This window comes from Plantibacter sp. VKM Ac-2876, assembly GCF_015350715.1.
GTDB lineage: Bacteria > Actinomycetota > Actinomycetes > Actinomycetales > Microbacteriaceae > Plantibacter > Plantibacter auratus.
In genome coordinates this window covers 486,087-507,827 of record NZ_JADKSI010000003.1, presented here as the reverse complement: position 1 = coordinate 507,827, position 21,741 = coordinate 486,087, and the positions used below count along the sequence as shown (strand labels likewise).

Annotated in this window: 21 protein-coding genes and 1 tRNA gene; 8 read left to right on the top strand and 14 right to left on the bottom strand. The window is 69.5% G+C overall.

The genetic code is table 11. The features are described from left to right. Window positions 1-10: 10 nt before the first annotated feature. The 4 genes from ITJ62_RS14965 to ITJ62_RS14950 are packed head-to-tail and all read right to left on the bottom strand — an operon-like array spanning window position 11 to window position 4,009. Window positions 11-1,045: a sugar phosphate isomerase/epimerase gene (locus tag ITJ62_RS14965; RefSeq protein ID WP_064294543.1), complete on the bottom strand. Its 1,035-nt coding sequence runs from the start codon at window positions 1,043-1,045 to the stop codon at window positions 11-13. Next, entirely contained in the window at window positions 1,042-2,154 is a 1,113-nt protein-coding gene (locus tag ITJ62_RS14960) for a Gfo/Idh/MocA family protein (RefSeq protein WP_370581942.1), read from the bottom strand. The genes ITJ62_RS14965 and ITJ62_RS14960 overlap by 4 nt, the downstream gene beginning before the upstream one ends. A gap of 2 nt (window positions 2,155-2,156) precedes the next feature. Beyond that, complete coding sequence (locus ITJ62_RS14955; protein ID WP_194603715.1) at window positions 2,157-3,266, bottom strand: Gfo/Idh/MocA family protein; 1,110 nt, start codon at window positions 3,264-3,266, stop codon at window positions 2,157-2,159. Beyond that, window positions 3,263-4,009: a TIM barrel protein gene (locus ITJ62_RS14950; RefSeq protein ID WP_191941762.1), complete on the bottom strand. Its 747-nt coding sequence runs from the start codon at window positions 4,007-4,009 to the stop codon at window positions 3,263-3,265. Before ITJ62_RS14950 ends, ITJ62_RS14955 begins: the two co-directional genes overlap by 4 nt. Before the next feature lie 154 nt (window positions 4,010-4,163). Between ITJ62_RS14950 and ITJ62_RS14945 the strand changes: the two genes are divergently transcribed. Then, window positions 4,164-4,826, top strand: a complete 663-nt coding sequence (locus tag ITJ62_RS14945) for a YqaJ viral recombinase family protein (protein WP_194603712.1) — start codon at window positions 4,164-4,166, stop codon at window positions 4,824-4,826. Window positions 4,827-4,868: 42 nt separating this feature from the next. Beyond that, entirely contained in the window at window positions 4,869-6,095 is a 1,227-nt protein-coding gene (locus tag ITJ62_RS14940; RefSeq protein ID WP_194603710.1) for an ROK family transcriptional regulator, read from the top strand. On the opposite strand, the gene ITJ62_RS14935 is transcribed toward ITJ62_RS14940, so the two are convergent. Further along, window positions 6,062-6,835, bottom strand: a complete 774-nt coding sequence (locus ITJ62_RS14935) for a DUF998 domain-containing protein (protein ID WP_194603708.1) — start codon at window positions 6,833-6,835, stop codon at window positions 6,062-6,064. The genes ITJ62_RS14940 and ITJ62_RS14935 overlap by 34 nt on opposite strands. Continuing rightward, on the bottom strand, window positions 6,832-7,461 hold the full coding sequence (locus ITJ62_RS14930; protein ID WP_159879921.1) for a Pr6Pr family membrane protein: 630 nt from the start codon (window positions 7,459-7,461) through the stop codon (window positions 6,832-6,834). The genes ITJ62_RS14935 and ITJ62_RS14930 overlap by 4 nt, the downstream gene beginning before the upstream one ends. A gap of 301 nt (window positions 7,462-7,762) precedes the next feature. Between ITJ62_RS14930 and ITJ62_RS14925 the strand changes: the two genes are divergently transcribed. Next, on the top strand, window positions 7,763-8,719 hold the full coding sequence (locus ITJ62_RS14925; protein WP_138947202.1) for an NADP-dependent oxidoreductase: 957 nt from the start codon (window positions 7,763-7,765) through the stop codon (window positions 8,717-8,719). 29 nt (window positions 8,720-8,748) lie between these two features. On the opposite strand, the gene ITJ62_RS14920 is transcribed toward ITJ62_RS14925, so the two are convergent. The 6 genes from ITJ62_RS14920 to ITJ62_RS14895 form a co-directional block, all read right to left on the bottom strand. Beyond that, window positions 8,749-9,303: a GNAT family N-acetyltransferase gene (locus ITJ62_RS14920; protein ID WP_194603706.1), complete on the bottom strand. Its 555-nt coding sequence runs from the start codon at window positions 9,301-9,303 to the stop codon at window positions 8,749-8,751. Window positions 9,304-9,382: 79 nt separating this feature from the next. Beyond that, window positions 9,383-10,072 (bottom strand): 50S ribosomal protein L1, encoded by a 690-nt coding sequence (gene rplA / locus ITJ62_RS14915; RefSeq protein ID WP_194603703.1) that lies wholly within the window; start codon window positions 10,070-10,072, stop codon window positions 9,383-9,385. A 114-nt stretch (window positions 10,073-10,186) separates the two neighbouring features. Next, on the bottom strand, window positions 10,187-10,618 hold the full coding sequence (rplK, locus tag ITJ62_RS14910) for a 50S ribosomal protein L11 (RefSeq protein WP_056014074.1): 432 nt from the start codon (window positions 10,616-10,618) through the stop codon (window positions 10,187-10,189). 93 nt (window positions 10,619-10,711) lie between these two features. Continuing rightward, window positions 10,712-11,674: a transcription termination/antitermination protein NusG gene (gene nusG, locus ITJ62_RS14905; RefSeq protein WP_079706703.1), complete on the bottom strand. Its 963-nt coding sequence runs from the start codon at window positions 11,672-11,674 to the stop codon at window positions 10,712-10,714. A 139-nt stretch (window positions 11,675-11,813) separates the two neighbouring features. Beyond that, on the bottom strand, window positions 11,814-12,086 hold the full coding sequence (gene secE, locus ITJ62_RS14900; RefSeq protein WP_056014068.1) for a preprotein translocase subunit SecE: 273 nt from the start codon (window positions 12,084-12,086) through the stop codon (window positions 11,814-11,816). Window positions 12,087-12,127: 41 nt separating this feature from the next. Then, window positions 12,128-12,200: transfer RNA gene (locus tag ITJ62_RS14895), tRNA-Trp, on the bottom strand. A gap of 251 nt (window positions 12,201-12,451) precedes the next feature. Here ITJ62_RS14895 and ITJ62_RS14890 point away from each other — a divergent pair. Continuing rightward, window positions 12,452-13,012 (top strand): DUF805 domain-containing protein, encoded by a 561-nt coding sequence (locus tag ITJ62_RS14890; RefSeq protein ID WP_194603700.1) that lies wholly within the window; start codon window positions 12,452-12,454, stop codon window positions 13,010-13,012. Here the strand turns inward: ITJ62_RS14890 and ITJ62_RS14885 are convergent. Continuing rightward, a complete protein-coding gene (locus ITJ62_RS14885; protein WP_194603697.1) occupies window positions 12,987-14,255 on the bottom strand; it encodes a low temperature requirement protein A in 1,269 nt (422 codons plus the stop codon). The genes ITJ62_RS14890 and ITJ62_RS14885 overlap by 26 nt on opposite strands. A 271-nt stretch (window positions 14,256-14,526) precedes the next feature. Here ITJ62_RS14885 and ITJ62_RS14880 point away from each other — a divergent pair, with 271 nt between their 5' ends. Further along, the gene (locus ITJ62_RS14880) at window positions 14,527-15,600 is read left to right on the top strand and encodes an alkene reductase (protein WP_194603694.1); all 1,074 of its coding nucleotides are present in this window, start codon (window positions 14,527-14,529) and stop codon (window positions 15,598-15,600) included. Between the two features lie 60 nt (window positions 15,601-15,660). Here the strand turns inward: ITJ62_RS14880 and ITJ62_RS14875 are convergent, their stop codons facing one another. Beyond that, a complete protein-coding gene (locus ITJ62_RS14875; RefSeq protein WP_194603691.1) occupies window positions 15,661-17,154 on the bottom strand; it encodes a helix-turn-helix transcriptional regulator in 1,494 nt (497 codons plus the stop codon). A 151-nt stretch (window positions 17,155-17,305) separates the two neighbouring features. Here ITJ62_RS14875 and aceA point away from each other — a divergent pair, with 151 nt between their 5' ends. The 3 genes from aceA (at window position 17,306) to ITJ62_RS14860 (ending at window position 21,734) form a co-directional block, all read left to right on the top strand. After that, complete coding sequence (gene aceA / locus ITJ62_RS14870; protein WP_194603688.1) at window positions 17,306-18,652, top strand: isocitrate lyase; 1,347 nt, start codon at window positions 17,306-17,308, stop codon at window positions 18,650-18,652. Between the two features lie 93 nt (window positions 18,653-18,745). Next, window positions 18,746-20,401, top strand: a complete 1,656-nt coding sequence (gene aceB / locus ITJ62_RS14865) for a malate synthase A (protein ID WP_194604478.1) — start codon at window positions 18,746-18,748, stop codon at window positions 20,399-20,401. Between the two features lie 121 nt (window positions 20,402-20,522). After that, a complete protein-coding gene (locus tag ITJ62_RS14860) occupies window positions 20,523-21,734 on the top strand; it encodes a pyridoxal phosphate-dependent aminotransferase (RefSeq protein ID WP_138945169.1) in 1,212 nt (403 codons plus the stop codon). The last annotated feature ends 7 nt before the right edge of the window (window positions 21,735-21,741 follow it).

Sequence of the window (21,741 nt, the reverse complement as noted above, 5' to 3'; positions counted from 1 at the left end):
GGGACCGGGGCTACTGGGTGCTGAACGCCGCGTCGAAAGACTGCTCGGGCAGCTTCCAGAGCAGGTTCCGGATGTACCCGACGGCCTCCTCGGCGCCGTGCAGACGGTCCATGCCGGCGTCCTCCCACTCGATGGAGATCGGCCCGGCGTAGCCGATGCTCGACAGGGCGCGGAAGGCGTCCTCCCACGGCACGTCGCCGTGACCGGTCGACACGAAGTCCCAGCCGCGCCGCGGGTCGCCCCAGGGCAGGTGCGAGCCGACGATGCCGGCGTGACCGGTGGCCGGCCGGATCCGGGTGTCCTTGCAGTCGACGTGGTAGATCCGGTTCGCGAACTCGACGATGAACCCGACCGGGTCGACGCCCTGCCACATCATGTGCGACGGGTCCCAGTTGAAGCCGAAGGCCGGGCGGTGGTCGATCGCCTCGAGGGTGCGGACACTCGTCCAGTAGTCGTAGGCGATCTCGGACGGGTGCACCTCGTGTGCGAAGCGGACCCCCTCGGCGTCGAAGACGTCGAGGATCGGGTTCCAGCGGGTGGCGAAGTCCTCGTACCCGGCGTCGATGACGGAAGCCGGCACCGGCGGGAACATCGCGGAGTACTGCCAGATCTTCGACCCCGTGAAGCCGACGACCGTGTCGACACCGAGCTTGCGCGCGACCCGCGCGGACCGCTTCATGTCCTCGGCCGCGCGCTGACGCACCCCCTCCGCGTCGCCGTCGCCCCAGGTGTAGTCGCGCACGATCGCCTGGTGGCGGAAGTCGATCGGGTCGTCGCACACGGCCTGGCCGGTGAGGTGGTTCGAGATCGCGAAGACCTCGAGGCCGTGCCGGTCGAGGATGTCGAGGCGGGACTGCAGGTAGGCGTCGTCCTCATCCGCGCGCTTCAGGTCGAGGTGGTCGCCGGAGGCCGCGATCTCGAGGCCGTCGTAGCCCCAGGAGGCGGCGAGGCGGGCGACCTCCTCGAAAGGCAGATCCGCCCACTGTCCGGTGAACAGGGTCACCGGGAGTCGGCTGGCGTACTGCTTGTCGGTGGTGTCGGTCATGCGGTGATCCTCTGCTCGTCGTCGGTGGAGGTGGCGATCGCTTCCCAGCGGCCGGTGTCGGCCGCGTCGAGGACGGCCTCGGTGATGCGCGCGGTGCGGAGTCCGTCGGCGAAGACGGGCAGGCCGTCCGGCGACTGCCCGGCCATCGCCGCGTAGCTGTCGGCCACGAACGCGTTGAAGGAGTCCTGGTAGCCCATCGGGTGCCCCGAGGGGACGATGGACAGCCGAGCGGCGTCCGGGTGCAGCTGGTCGGCGTCGCGCGGCAACACCTGCGTGCCCGACCGACGGCCGAGCCACAGCGTCTCGGGTGCTTCCTGATCGAAACCGATGCTGAGCTCGGTCCCGGCGACCTCGAGGTGCAGCCGGTTCTTCCGACCGGGCGCGACCTGCGAGACGAGCAGTGTGCCGATGGCACCGCCCTCGAGCCGGATGACGACCGCGGCCGCGTCCTCGGTCGTGACCTCCGGGGTGTTCGCGCGTTCGGCGAAGAAGGTCCGGACCGTCGAACTCAGCTCGGTGATGCGCGCGCCGGTGATGAACTCGAGGAGGTCGACGAGGTGCGAACCGATGTCGGCGAAGGCGCGCGAACGGCCACCGGCCGCCGAGTCGACCCGCCAGTTGTCGTCGGCCTGCGCGAGCAACCAGTCCTGGAGGTACGACCCGCTGATCGTGAGCAGGGCCCCGAGGTCACCGGCGGCGACACGCGCCCGGGCCTCCCGGACGAGCGGGTGGAAGCGGTACACGAACGGCACCGTGCCGACGACACCGGCCTCGGCCGCGGCGGCGACGAGACGCTCGGCGGTCGCGGCGTCGGTCGCGAGGGGTTTCTCACAGACGACGTGCTTGCCGGCCGCGATGGCCGCGAGGGCCTGCTCGGCGTGGAGCGCGTTCGGTGTGCAGACGTGCACCACGTCGACCGCGGGGTCGGCCAGCAACTCGTCGAGCGAGCCGTACCCGCGCTCGAACCCGAGACTCGCGGCGACCTCCCGCGAGCGTTCGGGCGTCGAGGCGACGACACCGACCAGCCGGGCACCCGCAGCGCGGGCCGCCCGGCTGTGGACGGTGGCCATGAAGCCACCGCCCACCACCGCGATACCGGGACCGGCCACGGTCATGCTCCGAAGGTGCCGTCCGCCGGGGTCCACGACTCTGGCAGTGCGGGAGCGAGTTCCACGGTGCTGACGACGTCGACCGAGGTGCGGCTGAGACCCGACTCGGCCGTCGAGACCATGACGTCGAGCACGTGGTACGCGAGCTCACCGGAGGCGCGCTCGGGACGACCGGCGCGGATCGCCTGGGCGAGCTCGACCACGCCGGTTCCGCGCCCCTGCGTCGGACCGGTCGACGGGATCGACTCGGGCTCCTCGCCACCGCCGTAGACGAGCAGGTCGCCCTCGAAGGTGTTCGGGTCGGGGACGACGAGCGTGCCGGTCGAGCCGGCGACCTCGAACTGCGTGCGGCCGAGTTTGGAGTCGAAGCTGAAGACGCTCTGCGCGAGCTGGCCGCTCTCGAACTCGAAGAGGGCGCTCACGTGCGTCGGCACCGTCACGTCGAACGACTGACCCGCACGCGGGCCGGATCCGATCGTCCGCTGCGGGAAGGCCTGCGAGGCCAGTGCGGTGACCCGGGCGATCGGACCGAACAGCTGCACGAGCGCCGTGATGTAGTACGGGCCGATGTCGAAGAGCGGGCCGGCGCCGTCCTGGAACAGGAAGTCGGGGTTCGGGTGCCACGACTCCGGGCCGGGGCTCTGCATGAGGGTCAGCGCGGTGAGGGGCTGACCGATGCCACCGGCCTCGACGAGTCGGCGGGCGGACTGGATGCCGGCGCCGAGGAAGGTGTCCGGAGCCGTGGCGACGCGGAGCCCCTTCTCCTTCGCGGCGGCCAGCAGAGCCTGCCCGCTCTCACGGTCGAGCGCGAAGGGCTTCTCGCTCCACACGTGCTTGCCGGCGTCGAGGATCTGCATGGCGACCTCGACGTGGACCTTCGGGATGGTCAGGTTGACGACGATCTCGATCTCGGGGTCGGCAAGGAGTTCGGCGACCGAGCCGTGGCCGGGCACCCCGTACTTCTCGGCCTGTGTCTTCGCCCGCTCGAGGTCGAGGTCCGCGACGAACCGGACGTCGAGGTCGGGGAAGGTGACCAGGTTGCTGAGGTACTGGTCGCTGATGACGCCGGCGCCGATGAGGCCGACACCGACCGTTCCGGTGCTGTTGCTCATGCCTGGACTCCGTTCGTGGTGAGGTAGGTGAAGCTCTGCTCGAGCCCCTGGAAGATGTCGCCGTCGAACGCGTCGAACTCGACGACGCGCAGGGCCTGCGGTGCCGCGGCGAGGATGTCGAGCACCGGGACGACCCCGGCACCCGCGGGCAGCTGCTTCAGCGTGTCGCGGGAGGCGTCGCCGTCCTTGACATGGATGAAGCGCACGCGATCGCCGATCGCACCGAGGACGTCGACCGCGCGGCGTCCGCCGACCTCGACCCAGTAGGTGTCGACCTCGAAGACGACGGCCGGGTCGGTGAGTGCGGCGAGGTGCTCGAGCGGGCTGGTGCCCGCGACGTCGCCCTCGAGCTCCCACCAGTGGTTGTGGTAGCCCACCTGGACCCCGTGACCGGCGGCGACCGCTGCCGCGGCGTTCAGCTCGTCGGCGATCGATGCGACCGTCTCGGCGGTGGCGAAGCGCTCTTCGGCGATGGCTGGGTCGATGAGGACCTGTACGCCCTGCTCAGCCGCCGCGCCGAAGGCCGCCGACAGGTCGATGTCGTCGGCGATGACCTTGCCGTGGGCGCTCGGCGTGACGAGGCCGGCATCGTGGATGTCCTGCAGGCTGACACCGGGCCCGAAGCCGAACGGCTCGGCCTGGCGGAAGCCGATCTCGGTCAGGCGCTGCAGCGCTGCGGCACGATCCGCGGTGAGCGGCTCCCGTACCGAGTAGAGCTGGACAGAGAGTTGGGAAGTCGACACGATGCTCCTCAATGATGATGGTGTCAGGCAGCCGCTGCTGCGAGATCCAGGCTAACCACACTTCTGTCGGTGGTCAAACAAAAGTCTCCCACCGGTCGCCGCTCCCCCGGCGACGAATACCGCAGGAGTCGGAAGCGTGGGGGACAATGGAGAGGTGAACTCAGCTCTGCTCTCCCGGATCGTCGCTGACTCCAGCGACCGCATCTCGTGGTTGCGGGCTCGTTCGCGCGGGATCACCGCGACCGACGTCGCCACCCTCTCGACCCCGGCCTCGATCCAGCGCGCGGCCGACGCGAAGCTCGGCGGGACGGGCTTCTCCGGCAACGCCTTCACCGACCACGGGCGCGCCCGCGAGCCGGAGATCGCCCGGTGGGTCGCCGCGACGCACGGGATCAACCCCTCCTCGGCGCTCTTCCGGGCCGAGGTCGAACACCGTCACCTCGCCACCCCCGACGGCATCGCCGTGACCGAGCGCGGGGCCGTCGTGCTCGCGGAGATCAAGACCACGACGAAGTCCTGGCGCTCGATCCCCCGCAACTACCTGCGTCAGGTGTGGTGGCAGCAGTACGTGATCGGCGCGGAGCGGACGCTCGTGGTCTGGGAGGAGCACAAGGACTTCGTCCCAATCGACGACGAACCGCTCTGTCGGTGGGTCGAGCGCGACGACGCCGAGATCGCGAAGCTGGTCGGCCTCGCGAACGCACTCATCGACGAGCTGTACCACCGCACCAATCCAGCCGCTCGGCGCCCGGCCCTTCCGGAGCCCGCGCCCGTCGCTCGGCCGCTCCGAGAACCCCTGCTGAGCCTCGACTTCTGACGACAAGTCGACAGAAGTCGGCCGAGGTGGTTGACTGTCGCCATGACCGAGCCGCTACGCCCCTCCCCCGGAGCACCGGGCGCCGGCGACCTCTTCCAGCTCTTCCGCGGCGGTGAGGCACGCACGAAGTCGGAGTTGTGCGCACTGACCGGCCTGGCCCGCTCCACCGTCTCCCTCCGGATCGACGCCCTCGTGGCCGCAGACCTGCTCCGTCCCGCTGGAGAGGCGGCCTCCTCGGGCGGCCGCCCGCCCGCACGGATCGCGTTCAACCCGCTCGCGCGCGTCGTCGTCGCCGTCGACCTCGGGGCGACGCACGGGACGGTGGCCGTCACCGACCTGTCCGGAGCGATCCTTGCGACGAGCCGAGCGGAGCTGCAGATCGCCGCAGGACCCGAGCCCGTCCTCGACTGGGTGGTCGAAGCGGCGTCGGCCCTGTTGGCCGCTCCGCAGACCTGGGCCACACCTCGGCCGGTCGCTCCCCCGGTCATCGGGATCGGGATCGGCCTCCCGGGGCCGGTCGAGCACTCCACCGGACGGCCGACCAACCCGCCGATCATGCCGGGCTGGGACCGCTTCGACGTCCCCGCCTACATCCGACGGGCCATCGACGTCCCGGTCCTCGTCGACAACGACGTCAACGTCCTCGCGCTCGGCGAGCACGCGATCTCCTGGCCGGACACCGACGACCTCGTCTACGTGAAGGTGTCCACGGGTATCGGTGCCGGCATCATCGCGGGTGGCGAACTGCAGCGCGGGGCACTCGGTGCGGCCGGCGACATCGGGCACGTGCAGGTCCCCGTCGGCCGAGACTCCCCGCGCGCAGCGGACGACGAGCGCGACCTCGAGGCCATCGCGAGCGGGCCGGCGATCGCCACCGAGCTCCGCGCCCGCGGGATCGACGCCGTCAGCAGTCGCGACGTCGCAGCACTCATCCGCGCGGGCGACCGGACGGCCATCGAGACCACGCGGCAGGCCGGCCGGGAGATCGGTGAAGTGCTCAGTGTCGTGGTGAACCTCCTGAACCCGACGGTGATCGTGCTCGGCGGGACGATGACCCGGGCGGGTGAACATCTCCTCACCGGCGTCCGTGAGGTGGTCTACCGTCGATCGATGCCGCTCGCCACGGGTCACCTCGGCATCGTCACCTCGACGGCCGGCGAGGAGGCCGGGGTGTTGGGGGCGGCGATCATGGTGCTGCGCGACGCCCTGTCCGCACCGGCGATCGACGCGATGACTCAGCCTCGGGCGCTCGACGCCGCGTCGACCTGACGCGCGTCCTCCACTGCGGAACCAGGGCGGCCGAGGTCGTCCGCTTTCCCGACGGCGAGCACCTCCGCCAGGCCGTACCCGACGAGCCAGAACAGGGCGATGGTCATCGCCGCGAACTCCAGCCAACTGCCGACCTGCTGCCCGACCTCGGCGAGCGAGAGGAGGCCGCCGAGCCCCGCGATCACCGCGACGGCGGACCCGGCGAACCAGGACAACCGCCGGACGGCGCGCAGCCGTGATCCGAGGGCCGACCCGATCATCGCCAGGCAGGCGAGCGCGAAGCCCAGCACCGCGAAGGAGATGTGCACCGCGTCCTGGAGCGTGAACAGCGGATTCGACGGGATCGGGCACTCGTAGGTGCACGTCACCCGGGACGCCACGAGGAAGCACAGGCTCGACAGTCCCACGAGCAGCCAGGGGACGAGCAGCAGTCCAACCCTCGTGCGGCGCTGACCGGGCTCGCGGGACGGGACGACTCGCTGCAGCGCTACGGCGATGCTGAGACCACCGACCGCGACCATGAGCAGTGCCGCGTTGAAGACCGGCGCCGTCACCTCGCCGGTGGCACCGAGGCCGCTCACGTAGCTGTTCTTACCGAGGCTGAGACGCGCGGCCCAGATCATGACCGTGGCGACCACGACGAGCACGCCACCGATGATCGCGAACGCGAGGGCGACGGACCGGCGCCGACGGATGGCCGACGGGTGAGGGATCCGCTGGTCTGATCTGGTCCCCGTCATCCGCGGATGAGCCTCGTCCGGCTCAACGCGATGACGGCGCAGCCCATCAGGCCGATGAACCCGGCGATGGCGATCATGTAGACGACGACGGCTCCCCAGCCGCCGGGCTGGGCCGGGTTGAGGAACGGGTACGGGTACCAGCCGACGATCGAACCGCGGATCATCGTGTAGACGGTCCAGACGAGCGGGAACGCGATGATCGCCCACACCTGACGCCATTCCAGGCGGGATTTGCCGGGCGTCACGATCCAGACGAGCACCAGGTAGATCGGTGCGATGAGGTGCAGCACCTCGTTCGACCAACCGAGGGTGTGCCCCTGGTCGAGGGCGATCCCGCGGAGCAGCAGGTTGTAGACGACGCCGGTGGTCGCCATGTAGGTCACGACGCAGCCGAGGACGAGGTTGTACCAGGCCGGATCGCGTCGCAGCCGGAAGCAGAACCCGGCGCCGACCAACAGGACGATCGCACTCAGCGCGTTCGACAGGATCGTGAAGTAGCTGAAGAAGTTGACGAAGAAGTCGTCGGGCGCATCACCGAAGGACAGGGTGTAGACGAACTGGCCGACGATGGCGGCGATGATCACCCCGCCCGCGATGATCCTGATGACTCCGAACAGTGCGCGCATTTCGCCACTGTATCGGAAGCTCGCGCCCGAGGATCGGGCGACAGCCGGGCCGCCGTGTCCCCCGAAGAGAGGGAATCGTTTCCAGCCAATTGACACCCCCGTAACAGCGCCGACTCATTCGACGGCTTTGATGAGAACAGAGCCGGACCACGCACCGGAGCGAGACTCGTCGCCGAGCCGACCTCCGCCGGGTGGAGCTTTCGGGGGATGAACGACGAAGGAGTACTCGATGCGTCAAGGAGTCGGACACTCCTGGTCTCTGGCGACAACCGCGGACGCGGTGAAGCCGGCACCGGAGACCATGCGAGCCGCGGTGATCGACGCCGTCGGCAGCCCTGAGGTCCTCCGGATGGAGACCGTACCGACACCGCGCCCGGTCATGGCGGAGTTCCTCGTGAAGGTCGTCGCGGCCGGCGTGAACCCGGTCGACGCCAAGACCCGCGCGGGCCGGGGCGTCTCCTCCGCCATCACGGCGATGCCGGCCGTCCTCGGGTACGACTTCAGCGGCATCGTGGTCGAGTCGCCCTTCGCTGCCGCCGGCCTCCTGCCCGGCGACGAGGTCTACGGCATGACGAGCTTCCCGCGGACGGGCGGCAGCTACGCCGAGTACGTCACGGTGTCCTCCCTGAGCCTGACGCGGAAGCCGACGACCCTGTCGCACGTCGAGGCAGCCGGGGTCCCCCTCGCCGCGCTCACCGCATGGGGCATGGTCGTCGACGTCGCGAAGGCGCACGAGGGGCAGCGCATCCTCATCCACGCCGGGAGCGGCGGTGTCGGGCATTTCGCCGTGCAGTTCGCCACCTACTTCGGCGCGCGGGTGATCGCCACCGGCTCCGGTCGGAACGTCGGTTGGCTGCGCGAACTCGGCGCCCATCAGGCGGTCGACCACGAGTTGCACCGGTTCGAGGACGTCGTCGACCAGGTCGACGTCGTGATCGACCTCGTGGGCAACACCGTGGAGGACACGGGGTCGCGTTCCCTGCGGGTCCTGCGTCCCGGCGGGCTCATCATCAACGCACCGACCGGTTCCTGGCCGACGCTCGAGGAGGAGGCCCGCGCCGCGGGCGTCCGCGCGACGCGGTTCACCGTGGCACCCGACGGCGCCACACTCGACACCATCAGTCGGCTGTTGGAGTCCGGGGACGTCCGGGTGTTCGTCGACCAGGTGTTCGACCTCGACGCCGTCCGGCAGGCCCACGTGCTCCTCGAGGGCGGTCACTCACGCGGCAAGATCGTCCTCAAGGTCGCCGACGGCTGAGTCCATCCCGGTCGCCGAGCCCACCCCGGTCACTGAGCCTGTCGAAGTGCGTCCCCGAAGACCTGCTCCATGACGAAGTCGTCGTGACGTTCGGGTCCGACGAGGAACGTCTTCGTCCCCACGACCGCGAACCCGCTCTTGCCGTAGAACCGGATCGCCCTGGCGTTCTGCTGGTTCACCCCGAGCCACACCGACGTGACACCTCGGGACCGGGCGTCGTCGAGGGTCGCCTCCATGAGCGTGCGCGCTCCGCCGGCACCGTGGCTCGCGGGGAGCACGTACAGCTTGCTGAGTTCCGCTGTCGGGCGGTGCGTGACTGCGGCGAGCACGTCGGGGTCGATCGGATCACCGAAGACCAGCATCGTGTAGCCGATGGCCGTGCCGTCATCGTCGACGAGGAGCCGGAGTGCGCGTCCGGGATCGGCCAGGTAGCCGGTGAACCGGTCGAGGGTGAAGTGCTCGGCGATGAACGCGTCGATGTGCTCCTGCGCCGTGCCGGGTGGGCAGGCGAGGGCGAAGGTCGCAGCGGCGAGCGTGGCGAGGGTGGCAGCGTCGTCGGCCGTGGCGGTGCGGGTGGAGACCATCCCTGCATCGTACGACGCCACCCCTCCGGACGACGAAGGCCCGGTCGCGTGACGCGACCGGGCCTTCGTGCTGGTGAGACTAGATGGAGTTGACGTCCAGCGGGATGCCGGGGCCGAACGTGGTCGACACGGCGCCCTTCTGGATGTAACGGCCCTTCGAGGAGGACGGCTTGAGGCGGAGGATCTCCTCGAGCGCGGCGTTGATGTTCTCCTCGAGCTGCGATGCGTCGAACGAGGCCTTGCCGACGACGAAGTGCACGTTGGAGTGCTTGTCGACGCGGAACTCGATCTTACCGCCCTTGATGTCGGACACGGCCTTGGCCACGTCCGGCGTCACGGTGCCGGTCTTGGGGTTCGGCATGAGGCCACGGGGACCGAGGACCTTACCGAGACGACCGACCTTGCCCATGAGCTCCGGGGTGGAGACCGCGGAGTCGAACGAGGTGTAGCCCTCGGCGACCTTCGCGATGAGTTCGTCGCCGCCGACCTCGTCAGCACCGGCCGCGATCGCGGCCTCTGCTGCCGGGCCCGTCGCGAAGACGATGACGCGGGCGGTCTTGCCCGTGCCGTGCGGGAGGATGACCGTGCCGCGGACCATCTGGTCAGCCTTGCGCGGGTCGACACCGAGCTTGAGGGCGACCTCGACGGTGCTGTTGAACTTGGCGGAACCGGTCTCCTTGGCGAGGGCGACGGCCTCGTTCGGGGTGTAGAACTTGTCAGCCTCGATCTTCTCGACTGCGGCCCGGTAGGCCTTCGACTTCTGTGCCATGTGCGTTCTCCTATGAGAAATGTGGTCATCTGCGCCTGGCCGGCGCTGCCACGAGTGAAAAAGAAAGGTGCGAGGGTGTGGCCTGGACGGCTCACCCCGTGCGGATCGGAAGGACTAGCCCTCGACCGTGATGCCCATGGAGCGGGCGGTGCCGGCGATGATCTTCGCGGCTGCGTCGATGTCGTTCGAGTTCAGGTCGGGAGCCTTCTGCTCGGCGATCTGACGGACCTGCTCCTTGGTGAGCTTCGCGACCTTGACGGTGTGCGGGGTACCGGAGCCCTTGGCGACGCCGGCGGCCTTCTTGATGAGCTCCGCTGCGGGCGGGGTCTTCAGGATGAAGGTGAACGAACGGTCCTCGTAGACGGTGATCTCGACGGGGATGACGTTGCCGCGCTGCGACTCGGTGGCCGCGTTGTACGCCTTGCAGAACTCCATGATGTTGACGCCGTGCTGACCAAGGGCGGGGCCGATGGGGGGAGCAGGGTTTGCGGCGCCGGCCTGGATCTGCAGCTTGATGAGACCCGTGACCTTCTTCTTCGGTGCCATGTTTCTTCCTTCTTCTGGGGTTCGAACGCCATCGGATGATGTGCGCTCTCCCGCGCGCCCGTCGGGCGGCGGTGGACTGGGGAGCCGTGCGGCTTAGAGCTTGGTGACCTGGTCGAAGCTGAGCTCGACCGGCGTCTCGCGCTCGAAGAGGGAGACGAGCACCGTGAGCTTGCCGCTCTCGGGCTTGATCTCGCTGATGGAGCCGGGGAGGCCCGCGAACGAGCCTTCCTTGATCGTGATGGTCTCGCCGATCTCGAAGTCGACCTCGGCGGGGATGACACGCTGCTGCGTGGCGCTGCCCTTGGTGCCGGAGCCCTTGACGGGCGCGGTCTCCTTGACCTCGACGAGCGACTTCAACATGTTGAAGGACTCTTCAAAGCGGAGCGGCGTGGGGTTGTGCGCGTTGCCGACGAAGCCGGTGACGCCAGGCGTGTGGCGGACGACCGACCAGCTGTCCTCGTTGAGGTCCATGCGGACGAGCACGTAGCCGGGGATGCGGACGCGGGTGACCATCTTGCGCTGGCCGTTCTTGATCTCGACCACGTCTTCCATGGGGACCTCGACCTGGTAGATGTAGTCCGCGACCTCGAGCGTCGACTTGCGCTGCTCGATGTTGGCCTTCACCTTGCGCTCGAAACCGGCGTAGGAGTGGATGACGTACCACTTGCCCGGCAGGAAGCGGAGTTCCTTGCGGAACGCGTCGTAGGGGTCCTCCTCGGACTCCTCGGCGGGCTCAGCGTCGGCGTCCGTGGGGTCGGCCTCTTCTTCGGCGATGGCCTCTGCTGCGGCTTCGACCTCGGCTGCTTCGTCGAGCTCGAGAGCGTCGTCGACGACGGCGTCGGCCTCGGGGTCGACGGCCTCGGCCATCGCGTCGAGCACGGCGTCGAGGTCGACCTCGGTGTCGCCGGTCTCCTCGACGTGGACGGCGTTGTGCTCAGCGGGGTCGACGGAGTGCTCGTCGGCCGAGAGCACGTTGCCCTCCTGGGCCTCGTCGTCCTCCGAGGACTGCTCGGCAGCGGTTGCCCAGTCGACGTCGTTCGAGTTTCGCTCAGACACTGATTTCCATTCCGTTTCTGTTGTGCGGATCGAGGGTGATCCCCGACCGCGGCGCCAGATCCTGGCGCGTGACGACTGCGTCGCCGTCTGTGATTGTGGAACCCGGGTACCGGGCCGGAGCACCGGAACCTGAGCGGAACTAGCTCGCGGTACCGAACACCAACGTGACGACCCAGGCGAAGACGAAGTCGATGCCGTAGACGAGCGCCATCATGATGCAGACGAAGATGAGCACCACAGCCGTGTAGCTGAGGAGTTCCTTCCGCGTCGGCGTGACGACCTTCTTGAGTTCCGCGAAGACCTGCTTCAGGAACAGGACGATGCCCGAGAAGAAGCCGCGCCGTTCAGCGCGGTCCGCCTTCGCCTTGACGACGACGTCCTCGCCGGGCGTGTCGGTACTCTTCGGGGCCACTCGTTACACCTTTCGTGTGCCGGTGCATACGCACCGACTCGCAGGGCGGACAGGACTTGAACCTGCAACCTGCGGTTTTGGAGACCGCTGCTCTACCAATTGAGCCACCGCCCTTCAGTGCTGACGCACCGGAGGGGTCGAAGCTACCCTGACCTCCTGAGCGTTGCCTCACCACACGGGTGAAAACAGGCGCAGAAAATCATGGCAGATTTCAACTACCTCCATCCAGTGTACGGCACGGTCGCCCGGCTGTAAAACCAGCGACAAGTCGCGCCGGTGAGGGCTCGATCTCCCCCTGCCCTCGGAGCGCTTGCTCGCGTAGGGTTGCTCCTTCGAACGCACGACGACTCGACCCAGGGGGACCGATGAGCAGCGCAGACGAACACGCGGTGACCGCGAATGCGGCGGCGACGAACCGTGAGGACGATCGCCGGATCCCGGCCCGGTTCGCGGATGACAGCCCGCTCCCGGGCGCCGGCCCGATCCAGGCGTTCCTCCGCTTCTGGAAGCGGTATCCGATCTTCACCGGGCGGGCCAGTCGGAGCGAGTTCTGGTGGTGGGTGGTCGTCCACGCCGTGATCGTCACCGCGCTCCTGGTGATCGGACGCGGTGTCGACGTCGCAACCGGGGTGACGACCGGCTTCTGGGAGGGTCAGGTCACCGAAGGCCCTGCATGGGGCGTCCAGAGCATCCTGTCGGGGATCTGGGGCCTCGCCACGATCATCCCGGGGCTGTCGCTGAACGCCCGTCGCATGCACGACACGGACCACAGCGGCTGGTGGCAGCTCATCAACCTGGTCCCGATCTTCGGGTGGTTCTTCTTCATCTGGCTCGCGGCGCAGCCGAGCGACCGGGGCGGCGCCCGCTACGACACGGGGCCGAACCGCGAGGGCGCCCAGATCAAGCCGGGCGACGCTCCGCAGTGACCCGCCGGTCCGGGAGGACCGTGTCGGCGATCGCGGCGAGGACGAGCACGCCGGTGCAGAGACACCCGAGGGCGAGCTCCCCGAGCTGCGGCAGGAGGAACGCGGCGACCGCGCAGCCCGCGAGCATCGCGAGGCCGATGACCGGCGCGAGGGGGACGGCGCGGTCGACGACGAACCGGAACAGCGACAGCCCGAGGAGATAGAGGACCGGACCGCCGAGGATCACGACGCCCGCGGCGAGTTCGACGGCGTCGGCCGGTCGGTCGAGGATCTCCTTGTCCCCCACCGAGACAAGTACGATCCCGGCGACGATCACGACGTGGGCGTAGCTGTATCCGTCGCGCGCGATGCGTCCGAGGCGTCCCGGCCCGCGTCGTCCGGGACGACCCTCGTCACCGGCGGCGCGGTCGGCCTCCTCCTCGGCGGCCTCGACCGCTCGGCGTCCCGCCGCCTCCGTGCGGTGGAAGTACAACCACCACAGCGCGACCGCGGAGACGAAGGCGCTCAGCATCCCGACGACGGCGGCGACCGACGTCTCGAGCTCGACGAACGCGAACCCGGTGACGAGCAGCGACTCGCCGATCGCGATGATGATGAACAGCGACGCCCGCTCGGAGAGGTGCGCACCGGAGAGCTCCCAGCTCTCGACCTTCGAGGCCCGCACACCCGGCAGCCGGAATCCGAGGGCCCCGCCGCCGTACTCGATGGCGACGGCGCACATCCAGAACGCCAGTTGCCAGTCGGCCGGCACCAGCGCGCCCGCGATCCAGAAGACGGCGGCGAACGCGGTCCAGACGAGGACGCGTGCGAAACTCAGGGCCACGTCGCGGTCGTGCCGCCAGGTCGCCACGACCATGAACAGCGTCCGGACGAGCTGGAGCGCGACGTAGGCGACGGCGAACGCCAGCGCGCGGTCGGTGAACGACGCCGACACCGACACCGCCGCGACGAACGCCAACAGGCCGAAGCCGATGAGCGCGAGTCGCACCGCGAGCCGTTCCGGGTCGAGCCAGTTCGTCACCCAGCTCGTGGACACCCACGACCACCAGAGCGCCAGGATGAGGACGATCGACTCGAGCGCGGCGGTGACGCTCTGGTCGTCGGCGATGAGCTTGCTCAGCTGGGTGAGCGCGAAGACGAAGACGAGGTCGAAGAACAACTCGACGAACGTGACGCGCTCGGCGCGTTCGCCGGACTCCGGGCGACGGAGATCGGAGACGAGGCCGAATCTGGGGGCGGGCATCTTCGTATCCTGGCAGGCATTCCACGGAGATCCGGGGAGCGACCGATGAGGGGTCCCGGTGCCGACGCCTCCCCCTCGGATTCGTCGACACCGGGTCGTGCCCGTCGCGAGCTGCGGGGACAGAGCCCGACGACCACACCGCGAGCCTAGCAAGAAGTATTTCAGATGCACAAGGTCCAGAAGCATCACCGGAATATCGACGGTCGCCTGCGGGTTGCGTCCGGAGGCCGCGTCGTCCGCGTGCCGCACCCCCACGAAAGGCATCACCCGTATGGATCTCTTCGCCCCCGTCCGACTCGGCGACCTCGAACTCGCCAACCGCGTCGTCATGGCCCCGCTCACCCGCATGCGGTCCGGAGCCGACGGCGTCCCTGGCGATCTCGTCGCCGAGCACTACAGCCAGCGCGCAGGACTCGGGCTCATCATCACGGAGGGCACCTACCCGAGCGCCGAGTCGCGCTCCTACCCGGGCCAGCCCGGCATCGTCACCCCCGAGCAGGTCGAGGGCTGGCGGGGCGTCGCGGAAGCCGTGCACGGCGCAGGCGGGCTCATCGTCATGCAGCTCATGAACGGTGGCCGTGTCTCGCACACCGACATCACGGGCACCGACCGCATCGTCGCGCCGAGCGCGATCGCCATCGCCGGCGAGGTCCGGACGCCCGCGGGCGCCCAGCCGTACCCCGTCCCGCACGCGCTGACCACCGAGGAGCTCGACACGGTCCGCGAGGAGTTCGTCCAGGCGGCTCGCAAAGCGATCGAGGCAGGGCTCGACGGCGTCGAACTCCACGCCGCGAACGGCTACCTGCTGCACCAGTTCCTCTCCCCCGTCTCCAACGTGCGCGACGACCGCGCCGGAGGCAGCCCGGAGGCTCGCGCGTCGTACGTCGCCGAGGTCGTCAGCGCTGTCGCCGAGGCGGTCGGTGCAGCGCGCGTCGGCATCCGCATCTCCCCGATGAACGGCGCCGGTGACACGGCGGAGACCGATGAAACCGACGTCCGCGCGACCTATGAGGCACTGCTCGACGCCCTGGCACCGCTCGGCCTCGCCTACGTCAGCATCCTCCACGAGGACCCGGCCGGCGCGCTCGTCCAGGACCTGCGCGGTCACTTCGGCGGCAAGCTCATCGTCAACAGCGGCTTCGGCACCGTCACGACGCGCGACGAGGCGATCGCCCTCGTCGAGCACGCGCACGCCGACGCCGTCGCCGTCGGGCGTCTCGCCATCGCGAACCCCGACCTCGTCGAGCGCTGGGCGGGCGAGCACGAGGAGAACACGCCGAACCCGGCCACCTTCTACGGCCCGGGCGCCGAGGGCTACACCGACTACCCGCGCCTCGCGAGCTGATCACGCTGAGGTGAGGCACCTCGTCGCTCGACACCACGTCGGGCGACGAGGTGCCTCACCTCAGTCCGCCCGTGGCGCGTGCGACTCGAGGAACTCGTACACCTCGACGGAGTCGACCCCCGGGAACGATCCGGTCGGCAACGCGGCCAGCAGACTCGTCGGCGTCCGCGCCGCCGGCCAGGCCTTCCCCTCCCACCGTTCGGCGAGCGCCGGCGACGCCCGACGACAGCATCGCTCGTCGGGGCAGTTCGAGGTGGATCGATGCGGCGTCTCGCGTCCGCGGAACCACTTCACGTGCGCGAACGGGACGCCGACGCTGACCGAGTACTCGCCCTCCTTGGCCTTCTCGATCCGCGAGGTGCACCAGAAGGTGCCCGTGTCCATGTCCGTGTACTGATACCAGGGACTGAAACGGTCCTCGACGTCGAAGACGGTCCTGGCCGTCCAGTTGCGGCAGACGAGCGAGCCTTCCACCGCTCCGAGGACGTCGGACGGGAACGTCACCCCGTCGTTCTCGTACGCCTTGATGATCGTCCCCGACTCGTGCACCTTCATGAAGTGCACCGGGAGTCCGAGGTGCCTCGTCGCAAGGTTCGTGAAGCGGTGCGCGGCGGTCTCGTACGACACCGCGAACGCGTCGCGCAGGTCCTCCATCGAGATACGCCGGAGCTGTTTCGCCTCGCCGAGGACGCGCACGGCGTCGCGCTCGGGCAGCAGGATGGCGGCCGTCAGGTAGTTGGTCTCGACGCGCTGCCGCAGAAAGTCCGCGTAGTTTCCCGGCTCCTCGTGTCCGCACAGGTGACTGGCGAACGCCTGGAGGATGGGTGATCGCGAGTCACGGGACATCGAGGGTTCGGTCGGCAGGTAGATCCGACCGTTGCGCCGGTCGGTGACCGAACGCGTCGAGTGCGGCAGGTCGCCGACGTAGTGGAGCGAGAACCCGAGGTGCTGCGCCATCTCGGCGACCGTCTGGTGCGAGACCGGCCCTCCGGTGTAGCCGACGGCGTCGAGCAGGCCCTTCGCGACGGACTCGAGCTCGGGGAAGTGGTTGTCGGCCGCGCGCATGTCCGCCCGGAGGACCGCGTTGGCCCGGCGCGCCTCCTCGGGCGTCGCCGCGCGCTCCCGATGCAGGCGGGCGACCTCGTCGTGCAGCGCCAGCACGGTGCGGAGCGTCTCGTCCGCGGTCCCTTTCGAGACGCGGATGGGCGCGATCCCGAGGGCGGAGAAGACTGGCCCCCGCTGGGCACGCTCCACGGCGATCTCGAGCGCGGCGCGGTCGCTCGGCGGTTCGTCACGGAGCAGGTCGTCGACGGTGGTGCCGAGGGAGGCGGCGATGACGCGGAGCATCGACAGGCTCGGCTCCCGATGCCCGTTCTCGATCGCCGACGCCTGGGACGGTGCGCGGTCGATCGCCTGCGCGAGGTCGTCGAGCGTGAGGCCCGCACGGGTCCGGGCATCGCGGATCCGGCGACCGAGGACGAGGGCGTCCGCGTGCGGAGCAGGTCCGTCACCAGGGGTGGCGGAGGCGGGTGGAGCAGCGGCGGTGCTGGTCATGGTGATCATGCTCACACGCGCCGGTTGTTCCGGCAAACAGAAGGTCGGCCGTTCTTCTGTCCACTGATGACGTCCGTCGGGGTTGCGGCGAGCGCAGGATCGTTCCCACAGCACGACCCGCCCCACCGACCTCGACACCACAGGAGTCATCGTGAGCAACGAAGCCACCCGACCGACCGACCACCGCACGCCCCTCCGCGCCGGCGACCAGACGCAGACGGCCGAGGAACTGCAGCGCGAGTGGGACACCGACCCGCGCTGGGACGGGGTCCGCCGCGACTACACCGCCGAGGACGTCGTCCGCCTGCGCGGCGGTGTCCGGGAGGAACCGACGCTCGCCCGCCGAGGGGCGGAGCGGCTGTGGAACCTCCTCCACACCGAGGAGTGGGTTCCTGCACTCGGCGCACTGACCGGCAACCAGGCCGTGCAGCAGGTCCGGGCGGGCCTGCAGGCGATCTACCTCTCCGGCTGGCAGGTCGCCGCCGATGCGAACCTCTCCGGGCAGACCTACCCCGATCAGAGCCTCTACCCGGCGAACTCGGTTCCGGCGGTCGTCCGACGGATCAACAACGCGCTGCTCCGGGCCGAGCAGATCGACTTCGCCGAGCGAGCCGTCGGGGAGACGCCGGGACCCGAGGCGATCGACTGGCTCGCGCCGATCGTCGCCGATGCCGAAGCGGGCTTCGGTGGACCGCTCAACGCCTACGAACTCATGGCCGGCATGATCCAGGCCGGCGCCGCGGGCGTCCACTGGGAGGACCAGCTCGCGGCTGAGAAGAAGTGCGGCCACATGGGCGGCAAGGTGCTGGTGCCGACGAGCCAGCACATCCGGACCCTCAATGCGGCCCGGCTGGCGGCGGACGTCGCCGGCGTCCCGACCATCGTCATCGCCCGCACCGATGCGCTGGCCGCCACGCTCCTCACGAGCGACATCGACGAGCGCGATCTGCCGTTCCTGAACGGGAACCGGACCCCGGAGGGCTTCTACGAGGTGGAGAACGGTATCGGTCCGGTGCTCGCGCGCGGCCTCGCCTACGCGGAGTACGCCGACCTGCTCTGGGTCGAGTCCGCGGAACCCGACCTCGACCTCGCCCGGCGGTTCGCCGAGGCCGTCCACGAGCGGTTCCCGGGCAAGCTGCTCGCCTACAACTGCTCGCCGTCGTTCAACTGGAAGTCGCACCTCGACGATGCGCAGATCGCGTCCTTCCAGCGCGAGCTCGCCGCCATGGGGTACGCGTTCCAGTTCATCACCCTCGCCGGCTTCCACGCGTTGAACCACTCGATGTTCACCCTGGCGAGCGACTACCGGGAGCGGGCGATGAGCGCCTACGTCGACCTCCAGGAGGCCGAGTTCGCCGCAGAGGCCAGCGGCTACACCGCCACCAAGCACCAGCGGGAAGTCGGTACCGGCTACTTCGACCTGGTCGCGACCGCTCTCAACCCCGGCAGCGCCACCCTCGCCCTCGCCGGGTCGACCGAGGAACAACAGTTCCACTGATCCGTACCAGCCCCGCCCTTCGACAATCTCAGGGACCGCTCGAAGGGCCATCCGACGCACGACCATCCGAAACGGAGTCACCCCATGAACACCATGCTCGCTTCCCCGTCCACACCCACCACCGCACCGGTGCCCACGCAGCGCACCGGCCCCGCCATCGAGGTCGTCGGTCGTCTCGGTGACCGGTACGAGGAGATCCTCACCCCGGACGCGCTCGCCTTCCTCGCGGACCTGCACCAGCGGTTCGCGGGTGCGCGGCACGACCGCCTCGCCGAGCGCATGCGCCGACGTTTCGAGATCGGGAACGGCCGCGACCCGCGGTTCCGCGACGACACCGCGGCGATCCGGGAGGACCGCTCCTGGCGCGTCGCCGGCGCCGGGCCCGGTCTCGAGGACCGCCGGGTCGAGATCACCGGCCCCACCGATCCGAAGATGACGATCAACGCCCTCAACTCCGGCGCGAACGTCTGGCTCGCCGACCAGGAGGACGCGACGAGCCCGACGTGGGCCAACGTCATCGGTGGTCAGCTCTCGCTGCGCGACGCCGTCCGCGGTGAGCTGACGTTCACGAACGAGGCGGGGAAGGTGTACCGCGTCACCGCGACGGAGACGCCGACGATCGTCATGCGCCCGCGTGGCTGGCACCTCGTGGAGAAGCACCTGCGGTTCATCGACCGATCCGGGGCGGCGATGGCGGCCTCCGGGAGCCTCGTCGACTACGGCCTCTACGTCTTCCACAACGCCCGCCCGCTCATCGACGCCGGCCGCGGACCGTACTTCTACCTCCCGAAGTTGGAGTCGAGCGAGGAGGCGCAGCTCTGGGACGACGTATTCACGTTCACCGAGGAACGCCTGGGTCTCGACCACGGCACGATCCGCGCCACCGTGCTCATCGAGACGCTGCCGGCGGCGTTCGAGATGGACGAGATCCTGTACGCGCTCCGCGACCACTGCGCCGGTCTCAACGCCGGTCGGTGGGACTACATCTTCTCGATCATCAAGAACTACCGGGGGCGCGGTGCCCGGTTCGTCCTGCCCGATCGCAGCGAGGTGACGATGACGGTGCCGTTCATGCGGGCCTACACCGAGCTTCTCGTGCAGACGTGCCACCGCCGCGGTGCGCACGCGATCGGCGGGATGTCCGCATTCATCCCGAACCGGCGCGATCCGGAGGCCACGGCGCGCGCGATCGAGAAGGTCTCAGCCGACAAGCGCCGGGAGGCGGGCGACGGCTTCGACGGGACCTGGGTGGCGCACCCGGACCTCATCGAGACCGCGAGGGTCGAGTTCGACGCGGTCCTCGGCGATCGTCCGAACCAGCTCGACCGTCTGCGTGAGGACGTGTCGGTGACGCCGGCGCAGCTCCTCGACGTCCGCATCGGTCGCGCCGTCACGGACGCCGGTCTCCGCGACAACGTGTCGATCGCCGTCCGTTACCTCGACTCCTGGCTCCGCGGGATCGGCGCCGCGGCCATCGACGGACTCATGGAGGACGCGGCCACGGCGGAGATCAGTCGATCGCAGGTCTGGCAGTGGATCCACCAGGACGTCGCGACCGACGATGGCCGTCCGATCACCCGTGAGCGGGTCGAGGACCACCTCGACGAGCTCCTCGCCTCGCTCCCCCGCACCGCGGACGAACGCTTCGACGACGCCGCCGAGCTGTTCCGCGAGGTCGCGCTCAGGGACGAGTTCCCGACCTTCCTCACCGTGCCGGCGTACACGCGGTACCTCGTCGATCCGGCATGAGGACCGAGGTGAGGCACGTCGTCGTCCCCCGGTGGACCGGGCGACGAGGTGCCTCACCTCGCTGCACGCGAGGTCGGACACAGACTGTCCTCGCGACACCGGGTTCGGTACGCTCGGACTCGTGCCTGAATCGACTCCCACGCCCCGCCTGTCCACGAAGATCTCAGCGATCGCCGAGTCCGCCACGCTGAAGGTGGATGCGAAGGCGAAGGCGCTGCAGGCGCAAGGCCGGCCCGTGATCTCCTACGCGGCGGGCGAGCCGGACTTCCCGACGCCCGAGCACATCGTCGAAGCGGCGCTGGTCGCCGCGCGCGACCCGAAGGCGCACCGGTACACCCCAGCGGCCGGCCTGCCGGACCTCCGCGCGGCCATCGCGGAGAAGACGCTCCGCGACTCCGGTCTCGAGGTCGACCCGAGCCGCGTCATCGTCACCAACGGCGGCAAGCAGTCGGTGTACGAGGCGTTCCAGGTCCTGCTGAACCCGGGTGACGAGGTCATCGTGCCGACGCCGTTCTGGACCACCTACCCCGAGGCCATCGCGCTCGCCGACGGTGTCGCGGTCGACGTCTTCGCCGACGCCTCGCAGAACTACCAGGTCACCGTCGAGCAGCTCGAGGCGGCGCGCACCCCGCGCACCAAGGTCCTGCTGTTCGTCTCGCCCTCGAACCCGACCGGGTCCGTCTACTCCCCGGAGCAGACGAAGGCGATCGGCGAGTGGGCGCTCGAGCACGGCATCTGGGTCATCACCGACGAGATCTACCAGAACCTCACCTACGACGGCGTCCGCGCGACGTCGATCGTCGAAGCGGTGCCCGAGCTCGCCGAGCAGACGCTCCTCGTGAACGGCGTCGCCAAGACGTACGCGATGACGGGCTGGCGCGTCGGGTGGACCGTGGGCCCGGCGGACGCGATCAAGGCGCTCGGCAACCTCCAGTCGCACCTCTCCGGCAACGTGAACAACATCGCGCAGCGCGCGGCGATCGCGGCCCTCACCGGTCCGCAGGACGCCGCGGAGGCGATGCGTGAGGCGTTCGACCGCCGCCGCAAGCTCATCGTCGGCGAGCTCAACAAGATCGACGGCTTCGAGACGCCGACCCCGCAGGGCGCCTTCTACGTCTACCCCGACGTCACGGCACTGCTCGGCCGGACGTTCGGCGGCGTGACGCCCACGACGTCCCTCGAACTCGCCGACCTCATGCTCGACCAGGCCGAGGTCGCGGCCGTGCCCGGCGAGGCGTTCGGGCCGTCCGGCTACCTGCGCTTCAGCTACGCACTCGGCGACGACCAGCTCCTCGAGGGCGTCCAGCGCCTCCAGCGCCTGTTCGCGTCCTGACCCGAGG